Origin of the sequence: Kitasatospora arboriphila (assembly GCF_039528095.1) — a bacterium.
GTDB lineage: Bacteria > Actinomycetota > Actinomycetes > Streptomycetales > Streptomycetaceae > Kitasatospora > Kitasatospora arboriphila.
The window spans coordinates 31,607-46,568 of sequence record NZ_BAAALD010000064.1 but is presented as its reverse complement, the minus strand read 5'-3'; the positions used below and the strand labels follow the sequence as shown (position 1 = coordinate 46,568).

At 75.9% G+C, this 14,962-nt stretch carries 13 protein-coding genes; 9 read left to right on the top strand and 4 right to left on the bottom strand.

Going from position 1 to position 14,962, the window contains the following annotated elements:
- Positions 1–1,410, bottom strand: a 1,410-nt coding sequence (locus ABD353_RS27320) for an FAD-dependent monooxygenase (protein ID WP_344626340.1), incomplete at its 3' end; no start/stop codon positions are given.
- 115 nt (positions 1,411–1,525) lie between these two features.
- Between ABD353_RS27320 and ABD353_RS27315 the strand changes: the two genes are divergently transcribed.
- The 6 genes from ABD353_RS27315 to ABD353_RS27290 all read left to right on the top strand — a co-directional run bounded on the left by ABD353_RS27315 (position 1,526) and on the right by ABD353_RS27290 (position 8,610).
- The gene (locus ABD353_RS27315; RefSeq protein WP_344626339.1) at positions 1,526–3,073 is read left to right on the top strand and encodes an MFS transporter; all 1,548 of its coding nucleotides are present in this window, start codon (positions 1,526–1,528) and stop codon (positions 3,071–3,073) included.
- Positions 3,074–3,192: 119 nt separating this feature from the next.
- Positions 3,193–4,143, top strand: a complete 951-nt coding sequence (locus ABD353_RS27310) for an aldo/keto reductase (RefSeq protein WP_344626338.1) — start codon at positions 3,193–3,195, stop codon at positions 4,141–4,143.
- 166 nt (positions 4,144–4,309) lie between these two features.
- A complete protein-coding gene (locus ABD353_RS27305) occupies positions 4,310–5,419 on the top strand; it encodes a ScbA/BarX family gamma-butyrolactone biosynthesis protein (RefSeq protein WP_344626337.1) in 1,110 nt (369 codons plus the stop codon).
- A gap of 88 nt (positions 5,420–5,507) precedes the next feature.
- Positions 5,508–6,188: an HAD family hydrolase gene (locus ABD353_RS27300; RefSeq protein WP_344626336.1), complete on the top strand. Its 681-nt coding sequence runs from the start codon at positions 5,508–5,510 to the stop codon at positions 6,186–6,188.
- Between the two features lie 109 nt (positions 6,189–6,297).
- Positions 6,298–7,395 (top strand): 3-oxoacyl-ACP synthase III family protein, encoded by a 1,098-nt coding sequence (locus ABD353_RS27295; protein WP_344626335.1) that lies wholly within the window; start codon positions 6,298–6,300, stop codon positions 7,393–7,395.
- Between the two features lie 291 nt (positions 7,396–7,686).
- Positions 7,687–8,610, top strand: a complete 924-nt coding sequence (locus ABD353_RS27290; RefSeq protein ID WP_344626334.1) for a ScbA/BarX family gamma-butyrolactone biosynthesis protein — start codon at positions 7,687–7,689, stop codon at positions 8,608–8,610.
- A 59-nt stretch (positions 8,611–8,669) separates the two neighbouring features.
- Here ABD353_RS27290 and ABD353_RS27285 read toward each other — a convergent pair whose 3' ends face one another.
- Complete coding sequence (locus ABD353_RS27285) at positions 8,670–9,113, bottom strand: MarR family winged helix-turn-helix transcriptional regulator (protein ID WP_344626333.1); 444 nt, start codon at positions 9,111–9,113, stop codon at positions 8,670–8,672.
- A 227-nt stretch (positions 9,114–9,340) separates the two neighbouring features.
- Between ABD353_RS27285 and ABD353_RS27280 the strand changes: the two genes are divergently transcribed.
- On the top strand, positions 9,341–10,270 hold the full coding sequence (locus ABD353_RS27280; protein ID WP_344626332.1) for a hypothetical protein: 930 nt from the start codon (positions 9,341–9,343) through the stop codon (positions 10,268–10,270).
- Between the two features lie 75 nt (positions 10,271–10,345).
- Here ABD353_RS27280 and ABD353_RS27275 read toward each other — a convergent pair whose 3' ends face one another.
- Positions 10,346–11,710, bottom strand: a complete 1,365-nt coding sequence (locus ABD353_RS27275) for a cation:dicarboxylate symporter family transporter (RefSeq protein WP_344626331.1) — start codon at positions 11,708–11,710, stop codon at positions 10,346–10,348.
- 152 nt (positions 11,711–11,862) lie between these two features.
- On the opposite strand from ABD353_RS27275, the gene ABD353_RS27270 reads away from it, so the two are divergent.
- Together ABD353_RS27270 and ABD353_RS27265 are read left to right on the top strand one after the other, a co-directional pair.
- Positions 11,863–13,524 (top strand): sensor histidine kinase, encoded by a 1,662-nt coding sequence (locus ABD353_RS27270; protein WP_344626330.1) that lies wholly within the window; start codon positions 11,863–11,865, stop codon positions 13,522–13,524.
- Complete coding sequence (locus tag ABD353_RS27265; protein ID WP_344626329.1) at positions 13,521–14,219, top strand: response regulator; 699 nt, start codon at positions 13,521–13,523, stop codon at positions 14,217–14,219. The genes ABD353_RS27270 and ABD353_RS27265 overlap by 4 nt, the downstream gene beginning before the upstream one ends.
- On the opposite strand, the gene ABD353_RS27260 is transcribed toward ABD353_RS27265, so the two are convergent.
- Positions 14,220–14,822, bottom strand: coding sequence for a class I SAM-dependent DNA methyltransferase (locus ABD353_RS27260; RefSeq protein WP_344626328.1), 603 nt, complete (start codon positions 14,820–14,822; stop codon positions 14,220–14,222).
- Between the last annotated feature and the right edge of the window lie 140 nt (positions 14,823–14,962).

Below are 14,962 nucleotides of genomic sequence, written 5' to 3'. Positions count from 1 at the left end.
CCCCCCCCCGGGGGGGCCGGCGGTGCGGCGGGCCAGTTCGGCGGCGAGGCCGGCCGGGCCGGCGGCGGCGAGGGTCCAGCCGGCGGGCTCCTCGCCGGAGCCGGCCGGTGCGGTCGCGGCGGCCAGCGGGCGGGGCAGCACGGCGCCGGTCCGCAGCCCGCCGGGCAGCCGTCCGCGGAGGCGGCAGCCGGTGAGCCCGGACGGTTCCTGGGTCTCCCGGACGGGCGGGTAGGCGAGCCGGCGCCCGGCCATCACCGGTCCGTAGAGCCGGGAGAGCAGGCCGGTGCGGTCGCCGAGCCGGAAGGCGGCGTCGCGGAGCAGGACCTCGGCCGGGCCGTCCACCAGCCAGGCGCGGGTCTGGATGTCGGTGTCGCGGACGACCCGCCGGGCGACCGCGGAGCGCTCCGGCCCGTAGCCGTCGAGCAGGGTGGCGGGCGCCTCGCCGTGGATCACCGCCGCGAGCTTCCAGGCGAGGTTGTGGGCGTCCTGCAGGCCGGTGTTGAGGCCCTGGCCGCCGGCCGGGCTGTGCACGTGGGCGGCGTCGCCGGCGAGGAAGACCCGGCCGAGCCGGAAGTCCCCGGCGTGCCGGGCGTGCACCCGGAAGACGCTCTGCCAGACCGGCTCGCCGATCCGGACGCCCTGCGGCCCGCGCTCGTCGACGATCTCCTGCATCATCGCGACACCGACGTCCTGGCCGGGCGGCAGGCTGGAGAAGAAGCGGAAGATGCCGTCGGGCAGCGCGACGACGACCAGCGCGCCCTGCGGGGACTGGTAGTAGTGCGCCTGGTCGGCCGGGAGTTCGCCCTCGATCGGGGCGTCCACCAGGGCGAAGGCGGTCTCGTAGGTGCTGCCGAGGAAGCCGGTGCCGATCTGGGCCCGGACGGCGCTGCCGGCCCCGTCGGCGCCGATGACGAAGGGCACCCGGGTGCGCTCGATCCGGCCGTCCCGGTGCTCCAGCACGGCGGTGACCCCGTCGGTGGCCTCGACCCGGCCGGAGAAGTCGAGGTTGTCGAAGCAGAGCAGGCGGACGCCGCGCTCCACCTTGCCGCCGAGTTCGTGCAGCCGGGCCTCGACGACGTCCTCGGTGGCGCTCTGCGGCAGGCAGAGCGGGGCGAGGTCCTCGGTGAAGCCGAAGGTGCCGAGCGGCCGCCGGTCGGAGTAGTACCGGAAGGCGTTGATCCGGACGGAGGCGGCGCGGATCGCGTCCAGCATGCCGAGGTCGTCGAGCACGTCCAGGGTGCGCGGCCAGAGCAGCAGGGCCTTGGGGAGGCGGGCGGCGGCCGGGGCCCGGTCGACGATCCTGACCCGGACGCCGCGGCGCAGCAGTTCGCAGGCGGCGAGCATGCCGGTCGGTCCTCCGCCGACGACCAGGACGTCGACGTCCGATGCGGTGATCGCTTTGTCTGTCATGGAACTGACTCCTCGTCTGCCCGGAGGCTGAGTAGCAGATTGACGCTGTCCATAAGATATCTTATGGTCGTCTCGGTTTGTGAAGTACGTAGATGACTGATGGATGGGGGAAGTGATGAGCGTCCTGGCGGAGCAGGACCTGGCCGCGCCGCGCGCGGGCCGCGCGGCCGGCGGGCCGGCGATCATGGTGGCGGTCGCGCTGGCCAGCGTGATGCTGCCGCTCACCGTCACCGGGCCGGCCGTGGCGCTTCCGGCGCTGGCGACCGACCTGGGGGCCGGCGTCGGCGCCGCACAGTGGGTGCAGAACGCCTACGGCGTCACCTTCGCGGCCTGCCTGCTGGCCGCCGGCGGCCTCGCCGACCGCTTCGGCCGGCGGCGGGTGCTGCTGATCGGCGTCCAGGTGTTCCTGGCGATGTCGCTGGTCTGCGCGCTGGTGCCGAACATCATGCTGGTCGACCTCGCCCGGGCGCTGCAGGGCGTCGGCGCCGCCGGTGTCCTCACCAGCGGCGCGGCGATCCTCGCCGCCTCCTTCGACGGACCGGCCCGGGCCAGGGCGTTCGGCGTGCTCGGCGCCTCCTTCGGGTTCGGCCTGGCGCTCGGCCCCCTGGTCGCCGGTGTGCTGGTGGCCTCGGTCGGCTGGCGGGCGGTGTTCCTGCTGAACGTCGTGCTCGGCGCGGTCGTGCTCGCCCTGGTGCCGCGGCTGCCCGAGTCCCGCGACCCGGCCGCCCGCCGGATCGACCGGGGCGGACTGGTGACCTTCAGCGGCAGCCTGGCCCTGCTGGCGCTGTACTTCGTCGAAGGCCCGGAGCAGGGCTGGACGAGCGTCGCCGCGATCGGCTCACTGGTCGGCGCGGCCCTGTTCATGCTGCTCTTCGTGCTGGTCGAACTGCGCGTCGAGCGGCCGATGTTCGACCTGTCGCTGTTCCGCCGGCCGACCTTCGTGGTGGTGGTCTGCCAGCCGTTCACCATCACCTTCGGGTTCGTGGTGCTGCTGGTCTACCTGCCGCAGTACCTGCAGGGCGTCGGCGGCCGCAGCGCCACCGAGGCCGGCGCACTGCTGCTGCCGCTCACCCTGCCGGTGCTGGCCCTGCCGCTGGTCGCCGGGAAGATCGCCGCCCGGCTGCCGCTGCGGGTGATGCTCGCCGCCAGCTCCGCGCTGATCGCCGCCGGATCGCTCTGGCTGGTGGTGCTCGGCCCGGACGCCGGCTGGGCGCAACTGACCGGACCGCTCGCGGTGTTCGGCGTCGGCGTGGGCAGCGCCTTCGGCGTGATGGACAACGCCGCGGTCAGCGTCGTCCCGGTCGAGCGCTCCGGAATGGCCTCCGGCATCTTCAACACCATGCGCATCACCGGCGAGTCGGTCGCCATCGCCGGGGCCGGCGCGCTGCTGGCCGGCCTCTCCGCCGCGGGCCTGCAGGGCCGGGTGCCGGGGCTGGACACGGCCGGCGAACGCGCCCTGGCCGGCGGCGCCGTGCAGGGCGGGCTGGGCGAGCAGCTCGGCACCCTGCCCGCCGGGGTCCGCGCCGCCGCCTCGGACGCGGCCGCCGACGCCCTCACCTCGGCGATGCACACCGGATTCGTCGTCCTCGCCGTGCTCGCGCTGATCGGCGCGGTCACCACCTTCGCGGTGGTCCGCGACCGGGAGCTCACGGGCACCTCCTGACCGCGTCCGGCGCGGGGCGCGGCCCCCCCCCGTCCCCGCGCCGGACGCACCCCGGCCCCACCACCGCCCCCACACCCCCGAACCCAGCACCGCCATTCGACAGAGGAGAACACCGCACCATGCGCACACGACAGTTGGGCAGCACCGGGATCACCGTCGGCGCGATCGGCCTCGGCTGCATGGGCATGAGCTTCGCGTACAGCCCGACCCGCCGCGACGACGCCGAGTCGGTCCGGGTGATCCACCGGGCGATCGACCTCGGCGTCACCCTGATCGACACCGCGGACGTCTACGGCCCGCACACCAACGAGGAGCTGGTCGGCCGCGCGATCCGCGACCGGCGGGACGAGATCGTGCTCGCCAGCAAGGCCGGCCTGGTCGTCCGGGACGGCGAGATCCTGCCCGACGGCCGCCCCGAGCACCTGCGCGCCGCCGCCGAGGGCTCGCTGCGCCGCCTCGGCATCGACCGGATCGACCTCTACCAGCTGCACCGGGTCGACCCGGCGGTGCCGGTCGAGGAGTCCTGGGGCGTGCTCGCGGAGCTCGTCCGCGAGGGCAAGGTCGGCGCGATCGGCCTCTCCGAGGCGACCGTCGAGCAGCTCGACGCCGCGCACGCCGTCCACCCGGTGGCCACCGTGCAGAGCGAGCTCTCGCTGTGGAGCCAGGACCAGCTCGACGAGGTGGTGCCGTGGGCGGCCCGCCACGGCGCCGGCTTCATCGCCTACTCGCCGCTCGGCCGCGCCTTCCTGACCGGCGCCATCACCTCGGCCGCCGCACTGGAGGGCGAGGACTGGCGGCAGGGCAACCCGCGCTTCCAGCCGGAGGCGATCGAGGCCAACCAGAAGCTGGCCGAGGGCGTGGCCGAGGTCGCCGCCCGCTACGGGGCGACGCCCTCGCAGGTCGCGCTGGCCTGGGTGCTGGCCCAGGGCGAGCACGTGGTGCCGATCCCCGGCACCAAGCGGCTCGCCTACCTGGAGGAGAACGCCCGCGGCGGCGACCTCGCGTTGGAGGCCGAGGACCTGGCGCTGCTGACCCGGCTCGGCGCCACCGCCGTCGGCACCCGGTACTGACGGCCGGCCGCGCCACCGGCCGGCCCCCGCAGCCACCACCGAACCACCACCGCAACCACCGCGGCGCCCCGCAGCCCGCAGGGGGGCACCCGGACCGAGGGCGCCCGCCGCACCGGTGCCAGGCCGACCCCTGGACCGCATCCGAGGAGCAACGAGGAGGAACCGCATGACCACCGCACCGCTCGCCCCCGTCGAGGCACCGAGCCACCCGGCCGAGGCCGTCCCGCTGTCCTGGGCCACCACCCTGGACCGCGGACTGGTCCACCGGGACGCCGTCGGCGAGGTCTTCGTCACCGACCTGCGCGGGGACGAGGACGGCCACTACACGGCCGCCGCCCAGCTGCCCCGCTCGCACGCCTACTACGGCGACCACCTGCTCCGGCCCGGCACCCACGACCCGGTGCTGCTGCTGGAGGCCGCGCGGCAGGCCACCCTGGCCGGGGCGCACCTGTTCCACGGCATTCCGACCGACCACAAGTTCATCCTGACCTTCCTGCGGATCCACCTGATCCGGCCGCAGCTGCTGACCATCGGCGACAGCCCGCTCGACCTGGTGCTCAAGGTGACGGTGACGGACCGCCGGGTCCGCGAGGGCCGGGTGACCGGGCTCGACCACCGCGTCGACCTCACCGTGGACGGCACCGTGATCGGCTGGGCCGGCGTCGGCCTGCGCTTCCGCGACCCGGCCGGCTACCGCGAGATGCGCCTGCGCAACCGCGACGGCGCCGCGCTCCCCAGCACCGCGGTGCTGCCGCCGCAGACCGGCGGCACGGGCGGCCCCGGCCTGCCGGCCGCCCCCGACCTGGTCGGCCGCGCCGACCCGCGCAACGTGGTGCTCCTCGACCCGCGGCTCGCCGCCGGCGGCGCCACCGCGGTGCTGCGGATACCGGCCGGCAACCCGAGCATGTTCGACCACCCGCAGGACCACCTGCCGGGCATGGTGCTCGCCGAGGCCGCCCGCCAGCTCGCCCTGTTCACCGCGCTGGACACCCGTGGGCTGTCCGCCGCCAAGACCTTCCCGGTCGACCTGGCCGTCACCTTCGCCCGGTTCGGCGAACTGGAGCCGCGGACGGTGCTGACGGCGACCCTCGGCGACGAGAAGCCGCTCGGCGCGGAGGCCGGCGAACACGCCTACTACACCCAGGGCGGCCCGCTCGACCTGGACGAGGCCGAGCCCGGCGCCGCCGTCACCCAGCTGCCGGTCGTGGTGGACGCCCGCCAGAACGGCGAGTCGATCGCCCGGTTCGTCCTCTCGCTGGCACGCATCCGCGGCTAGCAGGCTGTACGCGTACCCGGCGGGCCCGGGCGCACCGCCCGGTGCGGCCCGGCCCGTGACCGACCGACAGCACAGCAGGGGGAGACCGATGTCCAGCACCGCCGCCGCGTTCTTCGACGTGGACGAGACCCTCGTCCGGGTCAAGAGCATGTTCCACTTCCTGGAGTTCTACCTGCGCCGCCGCGGCGAGCCGGAGGGCACCTTCGCCCGGCTCACCGCCGACCTCCGGGCCGCCGCCGCGGCCGGCACGCCCCGGCAGGTCGTCAACCGCGCCTACTACCGGCTGTACGCCGGGGAGAGCGCGGAGCGGCTCGCCGCGGCCGGTGAGGCCTGGTTCGAACGGGCCGTCGAGGACGACCTGTTCGTGCCGGAGACGGTCACCGCGGCCGAGCGGCACCGGGCCGCGGGCGACGCCCTCGTCCTGGTCTCCGGCTCCTTCTTCGCCTGCCTCGACCCGATCGCCGCCCAGCTGCGGGCGGACTGGACGGTCGGCACCCGGCCGGTGGTCCGCGGCGGCCGGCTCACCGGCGAGGTGGTCGTCCCGGTGATCGGCGCGGTCAAGGGCCGGGTCGCCTCGGCGGTCGCCGGCGTCCGAGGCGTGGACCTCGCCCGCTGCGCCGCGTACGGGGACCACTCCAGTGACATCCCGCTGCTGGCCGCGGTGGGCCGGCCGGTCGCGGTCGGCGACGACCCGGTGCTCACCGCGCACGCCGAACTCGCCGGCTGGCAGCGGCTGGTGCCCGCCGAGCCGGTGCGGGCGGCGGTCTGAGCACGTGCTGCGCACCCCCGCCCGGCGGGCCCGGGGGAGCGGCGCGGACGGCACCCGGCCGGGGCCGTACCGCGCGGCGACAGGCCCGCACCGACGACAGGAGGGGACCATGACACCGATCGGCATCGTGGGCACCGGCTCGTACGTGCCCGCGGAGGTCGTCAGCAACGAGGAGGTCGCGGCCGGGGCGGGCGTGACCGCGGAGTGGATCGAGGAGAGGACGGGCATCGGCCGGCGGCACCGCGCCGCCCCGCACGAGGCCACCTCCGACCTGGCCGCCGAGGCGGCCCGCAGAGCGCTCCGGCAGGCCGGGGTGACGGCAGACCGGCTCGCCTTCGTGGTGGTCGCGACGTCCACCCCGGACCATCCGCAGCCCGCCACCGCCAGCATCGTGCAGCACCTGATCGGCGCCCGCCGGGCGGCCGCCTTCGACGTCAACGCCGTGTGCAGCGGTTTCGTGTACGGGCTGGCCGTCGGCACCCAGATGCTCCGCGGCGGCACCGACCCCGCCGCGCCGTACGGACTGGTGATCGGGGCGGACATCTACTCCCGGATCCTCGACCGGGAGGACCGGAGGACGGCCGTGCTGTTCGGCGACGGCGCGGGCGCCGCCGTGCTCGGGCCCGTCCCGGCCGGGCTCGGCGTGGTGCAGACGCTGCTGCAGGGCCGCGGCGACCAGCACCGGCTGATCGGCGTCGCGGCCGGCGGCAGCCGCCGGCCGGCCTCGGCGGAGACGGTCGCCGAGGGCGGGCACTGGTTCCGGATGGACGGGCGGGCGGTGCGCGGCTTCGTCCACGAGGCGCTGCCCGGCGCGGTCTCCACGCTGCTCCGGCGGGCCGGGGTGCCCGCCCGCGAGGTGCGGCACTTCGTCCCGCACCAGGCCAACGGGGTGATGCTGAACCAGGTGTGGCCGGAGCTCGGACTGCCCGGCGCCACCATGCACCTGACGGTCGACCGGCATGCCAACACCGGCGCCGCCTCGGTGGCCGTCACCCTGGACGCGGTGCACCGCCGCGGCGGGCTGGAGCGCGGGGACCTGGTGCTGCTGGCCGGCTTCGGCGGCGGGATGAACATCGGCGCCGCCCTGCTGCGCTGGGCGCTGGACCAGCCGGCCGGCCCGCTCGGCGAGCCGGTGTACCGGGCCGAGGACGAGGCGGCCGAACGGCTCGCCTCCTGGGGGCTGCTCTCCGGGGCCGCCCTGCGCTGAGCGGGCCCCGGCGGCGAGCCGCGGTGCGCGTGCCCGGACGGCCGGGCCCGTGCCCCGCGGCTCGGCCGCGTCCGGGCGCGGCGGGACGCCCGGGAGGGGGCCGCACCACGTCCGGGTGCCGCCCGGGCGGCGTACCGACGAGCGTCCGGTGACGGCTTTCTGACGCTCCGTCGGTGTTCAGTAAAGGGATGTCAAAACCGGTCGGCCCGACTCGGAAACCCCTTCGAAAACAAACCGGTTGGTCTGTAGGATTGGGGACACCCGGTGAACACCCGAAGGGGGATTTGTACGGTGTCCCAGATACTGGACCTGCGTCCGGAGGATGTGCTGTTCGCCCGCACGGTCGACCGCGCGCTCGTGCACCGGGCCGCGGTGTCGGAGGTGCTCCTGACGGACTGCCGACCGGTCGGCGACCTGGACTTCGTCCTCGGCGCGCAATGGCCCCGCGGCCACGGCTTCCACCTGCCGGTCGCCGACCGCTGGTACGACCCCGTCCTGATGGCGGAGACGGTCCGCCAGGCCGGCCTGGTCGTCGCGCACACCGCCTTCGGCGTCCCGCTCGACCGGCACTTCCTCATGTGGGACGTGGCCTTCGAGGCCGACCCGGCCGCGCTCGCCTTCACCGGCGCGCCCGCCAACCTCTCGCTCATGGCCACCTGCGAGGACGTCCGCCGGCGCGGCACCGGCCTCGCCGGCATGCGGATCCGGATGCACGTGCTGCGCGACGGCCGGGCCCTCGGCACCGCCACCGGCGCGCTCAGCTGCACCACCCCGGGCGCCTACCGCAGGCTGCGCGGCGACCGGCTCGCCGCCGCCTTCGAGCGGCCGCTGCCGCCGCTGCCCGTGCCGCCGCCGCTGGTCGGCCGCGACCGGGCCGCCGACGTGGTGCTCGCGCCCACCGCCCAGCCGCAGGTCTGGCAGGTCCGCTCGGAGCGCAGCCACCCGGTGCTGTTCGACCACGAGGTCGACCACGTGCCCGGCATGGTGCTGGTCGAGGCGATGCGGCAGGCCGCCTGCCTCGCCACCGGCCGGCCCGCGCCGCTGGTCACCGCGCTCTCGGCGTCCTTCCGCCGGTACGTCGAGTTCGACGGGCCCTGTCTCGTCCGGGCCGAGGCGGGTGCCGCCTCGGTGCACGGGGCGGCGGTCGAGGTCGTCATGGAGCAGGGCGGCGAGACCGTGGCGCACGGCAGCCTCCGGGTCCTGCCGACCGGCTGAGCCGTCGTCCGGTCCGGGTCCCGCGCCACGGGACGGCGCGGGCGGGTGCCGGGGCGGGCTCAGGCGCCGGTCGGCGCGTTCGCCAGCGCCGCCGTGGCGCGGCCCAGCAGGGCCAGCAGCCGCTCGCGCTCCTCGGCGTCGAACTCCGCGTCGAGGGCCTGCTCCACCGCCATCGCCGCCTGGTCGGCCCTGGCCAGCAGGGTGCGGCCGCTCCTGGTCAGCCGGGCCTCCAGGATGTGCTGGTGGATCGGGTGCGGCTTGCGTTCGACGAGCCCGCGCCCCTCCAGGGTGCCCAGCACGGAGGACATCGTCTGCGGGGTGACCAGGCAGCGCCGGGCCAGTGCCGCCCCGGACAGCCCGGGCTCCTCCGACAGCACCAGCAGCACGGTGTACTGCGGGGTGCTGAGCTTGAACGGGCGCAGTGCCGCATGCTTGGCCGCGATCAGCTCCTGCTCGGCGCGCTTGATGTGGTGGCCGAGGCGCTGGTCGATAGGCATCGTCATGCCCACCTGTATATCAGGCATCTTAGGTCTGTATGAAGCCTGCGTGTCGTGGAGGCGGTACCGTACCGCGCGGTCGGTCCGTTCCGGAGCCGCCGCGCGGCGCTCCGCCGTGCCCGCGTCGGGGCCGGTCGCGGCGGTCCCCGGGCGCCCCGTCCGCCCGGGCGGGCCCGGCCCGACACACCGTCACCCGGCGGTCCGCGGGCGCGGTGCCGACGTACATTGACGGAATGATCACGTACGTGGAGCGGCAGGCGGGGGAGCTGGCGGCGGCGGGCCGCTGGCCGGAACTGCTCGGACTGTTCCGGCGGCTGCGCGACACCTCCCCCCGCACGGCCGGCCCGATCGGGCACCTCCTCGCGTACAAGGCCCCGCCGGAGCACGCCGCCCGGCTCTTCGACCGGGACGGCGGCCCGCACGCCGCCGCCGGCGAGCACGACCACGACGCGGGACCGCTCTGGGAGGTCCTCGCCACCCGGCACTCCTGGCGCCGGCTCGCCCCGCTGCTGGAGCCCGCGCCGGTGCGGCGGCTGGTCGCCCACACCCGCGCCCTGCTCGGCGAGGAGGTCGCCGGCCGCGCCGAGGCCGACCCGGAGGGCGTGCCGTTCGCGCTGGAGCCCTGGGAGCAGGCCGGCTGGGAGGAGGGCGTCCGGGTGCGCGACTACCTGCCGGCCGGCGGAGCCCGGCGGGCGCTGTTCGCGCTGCCCGACACCCGCGAGGACCTCGTCCGCCTCGACCTCCCGGTCGCCGGCCGGCCGGTCGCCGGTTTCGCCAGGGCGCGGCTGTCGCACACGCTCGCGCCCTGGCTCACCGCGGTCTGCGTGCAGGGCACCGCCCCCGAGGCCGCCGCCCGGCTCGCCCCCGGCCGCCGGGTGCTGGCCGGGCACCTGCCCTTCGCCGCCGCGTACCCGGCCCTCGTCCAGGCGGCCTCCGGCACGCCCCGGCTCGGCACCGCCCACGGCCGCCTCGCCGTCTGGCACCTGCTCGCCGCGATGGCCGGCACCGCCCGGCCGGTGGCGGCCGAGGTCAACGCCCTGGTCGCCCGGCTGCGCTGCCTCGCCTGGTCGGAGCCGCGCGACGAGCTCTGGTACCTGCACCTCGCGCTGGAGGACCCGGCCACCGGCCTGGCCTGGGCCGTCAGCGGCACCGCCGAGGCCTGACCCCGACCCGGGCGGTGCCCGGCACGCACGACGGCGCCCCCCGGGGGTCCGGGGGGCGCCGACCGGGCCGCGGCCTCAGGCCTTGGTGGTCTCCACCTCCGGTGCCTGCGGCTGTGCGGGGACGGCACCGGTGTGCGGGTCGGCGAGCGCGGACTCGTCGAACGGCAGGCCGCCGGCCAGGACGAGGTCGAGCCGCTCGCGGTCGAGCTCGCCCGTCCAGTGGCCGATCAGCACGGTGGCCACCGCGTTGCCGGCGAAGTTGGTGAGCGCCCGCGCCTCCGACATGAAGCGGTCGATGCCGACGATCAGGCCGACGCCGTCGACCAGCTCCGGCCGGTGCGACTGCAGGCCGCCGGCCAGCGTCGCCAGGCCGGCGCCGGTGACCCCGGCCGCGCCCTTGCTGGCGATCACCATGAAGAGCAGCAGCGAGAGCTGCTGGCCCAGCGACATCGGCTTGTCCATCGCCTCCGAGATGAAGATGGAGGCCATGGTGAGGTAGATCGCGGTGCCGTCCAGGTTGAAGCTGTAGCCGGTCGGCACGGTGATGCCGACGACCGGACGGCTGACCCCGAGGTGCTCCATCTTGGCGATCAGCCGGGGCAGCGCGCTCTCCGAGGACGAGGTGGAGAGGATCAGCAGGAACTCCCGGCCGAGGTAGCGCAGCAGCGAGAACACGTTGACCCCGGCCACCAGCCGCAGCAGCAGGCCGAGCACCACGGCGACGAACAGCGCGCAGGTCAGGTAGAAGCCGAACATGATCATGGCGAGGCTCTTCAGCGCGGCGGTGCCGGTGGCGCCGACCACCGCGGCGATCGCGCCGAAGGCGCCGATCGGGGCCACCCACATGATCATCGACATGATGCGGAACACCAGCCGCTGCAGGTGCTCGACGCCGCGCAGCACCGGCGCGCCGACCGGGCCCATCGCCTGCAGGGCGAAGCCGGCCAGCAGGGCCACCAGCAGGGTCTGTAGCACCTTGCCCTCGGTGAGGGCGGAGAAGAGCGTCGTCGGGATGATGCCGAGCAGGAAGTCGGCCGTCCCGGTGGCCTCGCCCGCGGCCGCCTGGGCGTGCCCGGACTTGGCCAGGGCGCTCGTGAGGTGCAGCCCGGAGCCGGGCTCGATCAGGTTGCCCACCAGCAGGCCGATGCCCAGCGCCACGGTGGACATCACCAGGAAGTAGCCGAGCGCCAGTCCGCCGACCCGGCCGACCTTGGCCGCCTTGGTGACCGAGCCGATGCCGAGCACGATGGTGCAGAAGATCACCGGGCTGATCATCATCTTGATCAGATTGACGAAGCCCGTGCCGATCGGCTTCAGCTCCACCGCCGCGTCCGGCGCGGCGAGACCGACGACGATGCCCGCGGCCACCGCCGCGATCACCGCCAGGTAGAGGTAGTGCGTACGGTCGACTCTGCGGCGGACTGCTCCTGCGCTCGACATTCCACGGCTCCTTCGCCCAGCTGTCCCTGACGGCCCCGGGGGGAGGGCCGGTGAAGACTATGGGTGCCGGAGTGACGGGGGTCACGTTTGCGTTCATAGAGTTCACACCGGACGGTGCCGCCGCCGGGGGAGGACCGTGCACACTGGCCGGTATGCGCATCCGCCCAGGCCGTCCGGCCCGCACGGCCCCGCCGGTCCGACCGGCCGCGGGGGACCGTCCCGCGCGCCGACCGCTGCGCAGCCTCGCCGGGCAGCTCTTCGCCGTCCAGGTGGTGATCGTCGCCGCGGTGGTCGCCGGCGGCGCCGTCCTCGCCTACCTCTTCACCGAGCACCGCACCCACGACGCCGCGGTCCGCCAGGTCACCGCCGCCGCCCGGGCCGTCGCCGACGCACCGGCCGTCGCCGAGGCCGCCACCGGCCCGGACCCGACCGCCGTGCTCCAGCCCTACGCCGAACGGGTCCGCCGGGACACCGGCGTGGACTTCGTCACCGTCATGGACACCCACGGCATCCGCTGGGCGCACCGCGACCCGGCCCAGATCGGCCGCCCCTTCCTCGGCCACACCGACGGCGCGCTCGCCGGCCGCACCACCAGCGAGACCTACACCGGCACCCTCGGCCCCTCCGTCCGGGTCGTCACCCCGATCCTCGACGGGCACGGCCGGGTGGTCGGCCTGGTCAGCTCCGGCATCACCCTGGAGTCGATCAGCGCCCGGCTGCGCGGCCCGCTGCTCGCCCAGGCCGGCGTCGCCGCGGGCGCCCTCGCGCTCGGCGGCGCCGGCACCTACCTCGCCAACGCCCGGCTGCGCCGGCACACCCACGGCATGGGCGCCGCCGAACTCAGCCACCTGTACGACTACCACCAGGCCACCCTGCACTCCGTCCGCGAGGGCCTGGTGCTGCTCGACCGGGCGCACCGGGTGGTGCTCTGCAACGACGCCGCCCGCGAACTCCTCGGCCTGCAGGGCGAGGTGGAGGGCCTGCCGTTCGACGCGCTCGGCCTGCCCGAGTCGCTGGTGCGGGCCGTGCTCGGGCCGGAACCGGCCCACGACGAGGTGCACCTGACCGCGGAGCGGGTCGTGGTGCTCAACACCTCGCCGATCGGCACCGGCCTCGGCAGCGTGCTCACCCTCCGCGACCACACCGAACTCCAGTCGCTCACCGGCGAACTGGACAGCGTCCGGGGCTTCGCCGACGCCCTCGGCGCCCAGGCCCACGAGGCCGCCAACCGGCTGCACGCCGTCGTCTCGCTGGTCGAACTCGGCCGCCACCAGGACGCGGTGGACTTCGCCACCGCCGAACTCGAACTCGCCCAGCGGCTCACCGACAAGGTCGTCGGCGCGGTCGGCGAACCCGTCCTCGCCGCCCTGCTGCTGGGCAAGGCCTCGCAGGCCGCGGAACGCGGCGTCGACCTCGTCCTCACCGAGGACAGCCGGATCGACGACGGCGTGCTGCCGCCCGACCTCGCCCCGCGCGACCTGGTCACCGTGCTCGGCAACCTGATCGACAACGCCGTCGACGCGGCCATCGAGAACGCCGCCGAGCACCCCGGCCCGCCCGAGGTCACCGTCATGGCCCGGGTCGACGGCGGCCACCTGCTGCTCCGGGTCGCCGACACCGGCGCGGGCATCGACGCGGCCGCCGCCGGCGAGGTGTTCCGCCGCGGCTGGACGACCAAGCAGCACGGCCGCGGCCTCGGCCTCGCGCTCGTCGCCCAGACCGCCCGCCGCAACGGCGGCACCGTCGAGGTCGGCCGCGACCGCGGCGCCGTGCTCACCGTCCGGCTGCCGCTCCAGCGGGAGGCCGCCCGATGACCGCCGAGATCTCCGTGCTGGTGGTCGAGGACGACCCGGTGGCCGCCGACGCGCACGCCCTCTACGTCGCCCGCACCCCCGGATTCCGGGTGGCCGCCACCGTGCACAGCTGCGCCGGGGCGCTGCGCGCCCTGGAGCGGGCCCGGGCCGGCGGCGCCCCCGTCGACCTGGCCCTGCTCGACCTCTACCTGCCGGACGGCCACGGGCTGCAGCTCTGCCGCACCCTGCGGGCGGCCGGCCACACCACGGACGTCATCGCCGTCACCTCCGCCCGGGACCTGGCGATGGTCCGCCAGGCCGTGTCGGCGGGCGTCGTCCAGTACCTGCTGAAGCCGTTCAGCAGTGCGGCGCTGCGCGAACGGCTGGACCGCTACGCCCGCTACCGGGCCAGCCTCGGCCGGCCCGGCGAGGCGGTCGGCCAGGACGAGGTCGACCAGGCGTTCGCCCTGCTCCGCACCCCCGAACGGTCCGCGCTGCCCAAGGGGTTGAGCGCCCCGACGCTGGAGACCGTGGCCGGGGTGCTGCGGGCCGCCGACGCCGGGCTCTCCGCGGCCGCGGCGGGCACCGCCGCCGGGGTCTCGCGGATCACCGCCCGCCGCTACCTGGAGCACCTGGTCGACACCGGGCTCGCCGTCCGGGAGCCGCAGTACGGCCAGGTCGGCCGGCCCGAGCTCTGCTACCGCTGGCGCGGCTGATCAGACCCGTTCGGCGACGGCGAGGAAGCGCTCGTCGGTGTCGGTGTACGAGAGCGTCCGCCAGCCGTTCGCGGCCAGCAGCGGGCGGAGGTTGGGCTCGGCCCGCAGGTCGTCCGGGGTGAGCGCGCGGCCGTGCCGGGCGGCGAGCGCGGCCCGCCCGATCGGGTGGTAGAGCGCGAGACGGCCGCCCGGCGCCGTCACCCGGGCGAGTTCGCGCAGGCCCTCGGCGGGTCCGGGCAGATGGGCGATCAGGCCGGCGCCGAACACCAGGTCGGCCACCCCGTCGGGCAGCGGCAGCCGGGCGCAGTCGGCCTGCACCAGGGCCGCGACCGGGCGGTGAGCCGAGGCGACGGCCAGCATCTCCGGCGTCAGGTCCACCCCGAGCACGGTGCCCCGGGGCCCGACCGCGTCCCGCAGCAGCGGCAGCGCCCGCCCGGTGCCGCAGCCGGCGTCGATCACGAACGCACCCTCGCCGGGCGCCAGTTCGGCGATCGCCGCGGCGTACCGCGGTCCGTCGTCGGGGAACTTCGCGTCCCACCCCGCGGCCCGGACCGCGAAGAACTCCCGGGTGCGTGCGCGCTCCGCGCGATCGTCCTCGGCCATGCACCGCAGTCTAGGGGCCGGTCGGGGAGGGGAGCGGTGCGCCGGGCGGCCGCAGCTGTCGCACCCGCTCGGGCCGTGACCTTTCGGCGGCCGGCTCGTTGGGGCAGGGCGGAGCCGTGCCCGGGGTGGACTTCGGTAGG

Coding starts and splice junctions, on each gene's coding strand:
- ABD353_RS27315 (WP_344626339.1), top strand. CDS start 1,526: ATGAGCGTCCTGGCGGAGCAGGACCTGGCCGCGCCGCGCGCGGGCCGC.
- ABD353_RS27310 (WP_344626338.1), top strand. CDS start 3,193: ATGCGCACACGACAGTTGGGCAGCACCGGGATCACCGTCGGCGCGATC.
- ABD353_RS27305 (WP_344626337.1), top strand. CDS start 4,310: ATGACCACCGCACCGCTCGCCCCCGTCGAGGCACCGAGCCACCCGGCC.
- ABD353_RS27300 (WP_344626336.1), top strand. CDS start 5,508: ATGTCCAGCACCGCCGCCGCGTTCTTCGACGTGGACGAGACCCTCGTC.
- ABD353_RS27295 (WP_344626335.1), top strand. CDS start 6,298: ATGACACCGATCGGCATCGTGGGCACCGGCTCGTACGTGCCCGCGGAG.
- ABD353_RS27285 (WP_344626333.1), bottom strand. CDS start 9,113: ATGACGATGCCTATCGACCAGCGCCTCGGCCACCACATCAAGCGCGCC.
- ABD353_RS27280 (WP_344626332.1), top strand. CDS start 9,341: ATGATCACGTACGTGGAGCGGCAGGCGGGGGAGCTGGCGGCGGCGGGC.
- ABD353_RS27275 (WP_344626331.1), bottom strand. CDS start 11,710: ATGTCGAGCGCAGGAGCAGTCCGCCGCAGAGTCGACCGTACGCACTAC.
- ABD353_RS27270 (WP_344626330.1), top strand. CDS start 11,863: ATGCGCATCCGCCCAGGCCGTCCGGCCCGCACGGCCCCGCCGGTCCGA.
- ABD353_RS27265 (WP_344626329.1), top strand. CDS start 13,521: ATGACCGCCGAGATCTCCGTGCTGGTGGTCGAGGACGACCCGGTGGCC.
- ABD353_RS27260 (WP_344626328.1), bottom strand. CDS start 14,822: ATGGCCGAGGACGATCGCGCGGAGCGCGCACGCACCCGGGAGTTCTTC.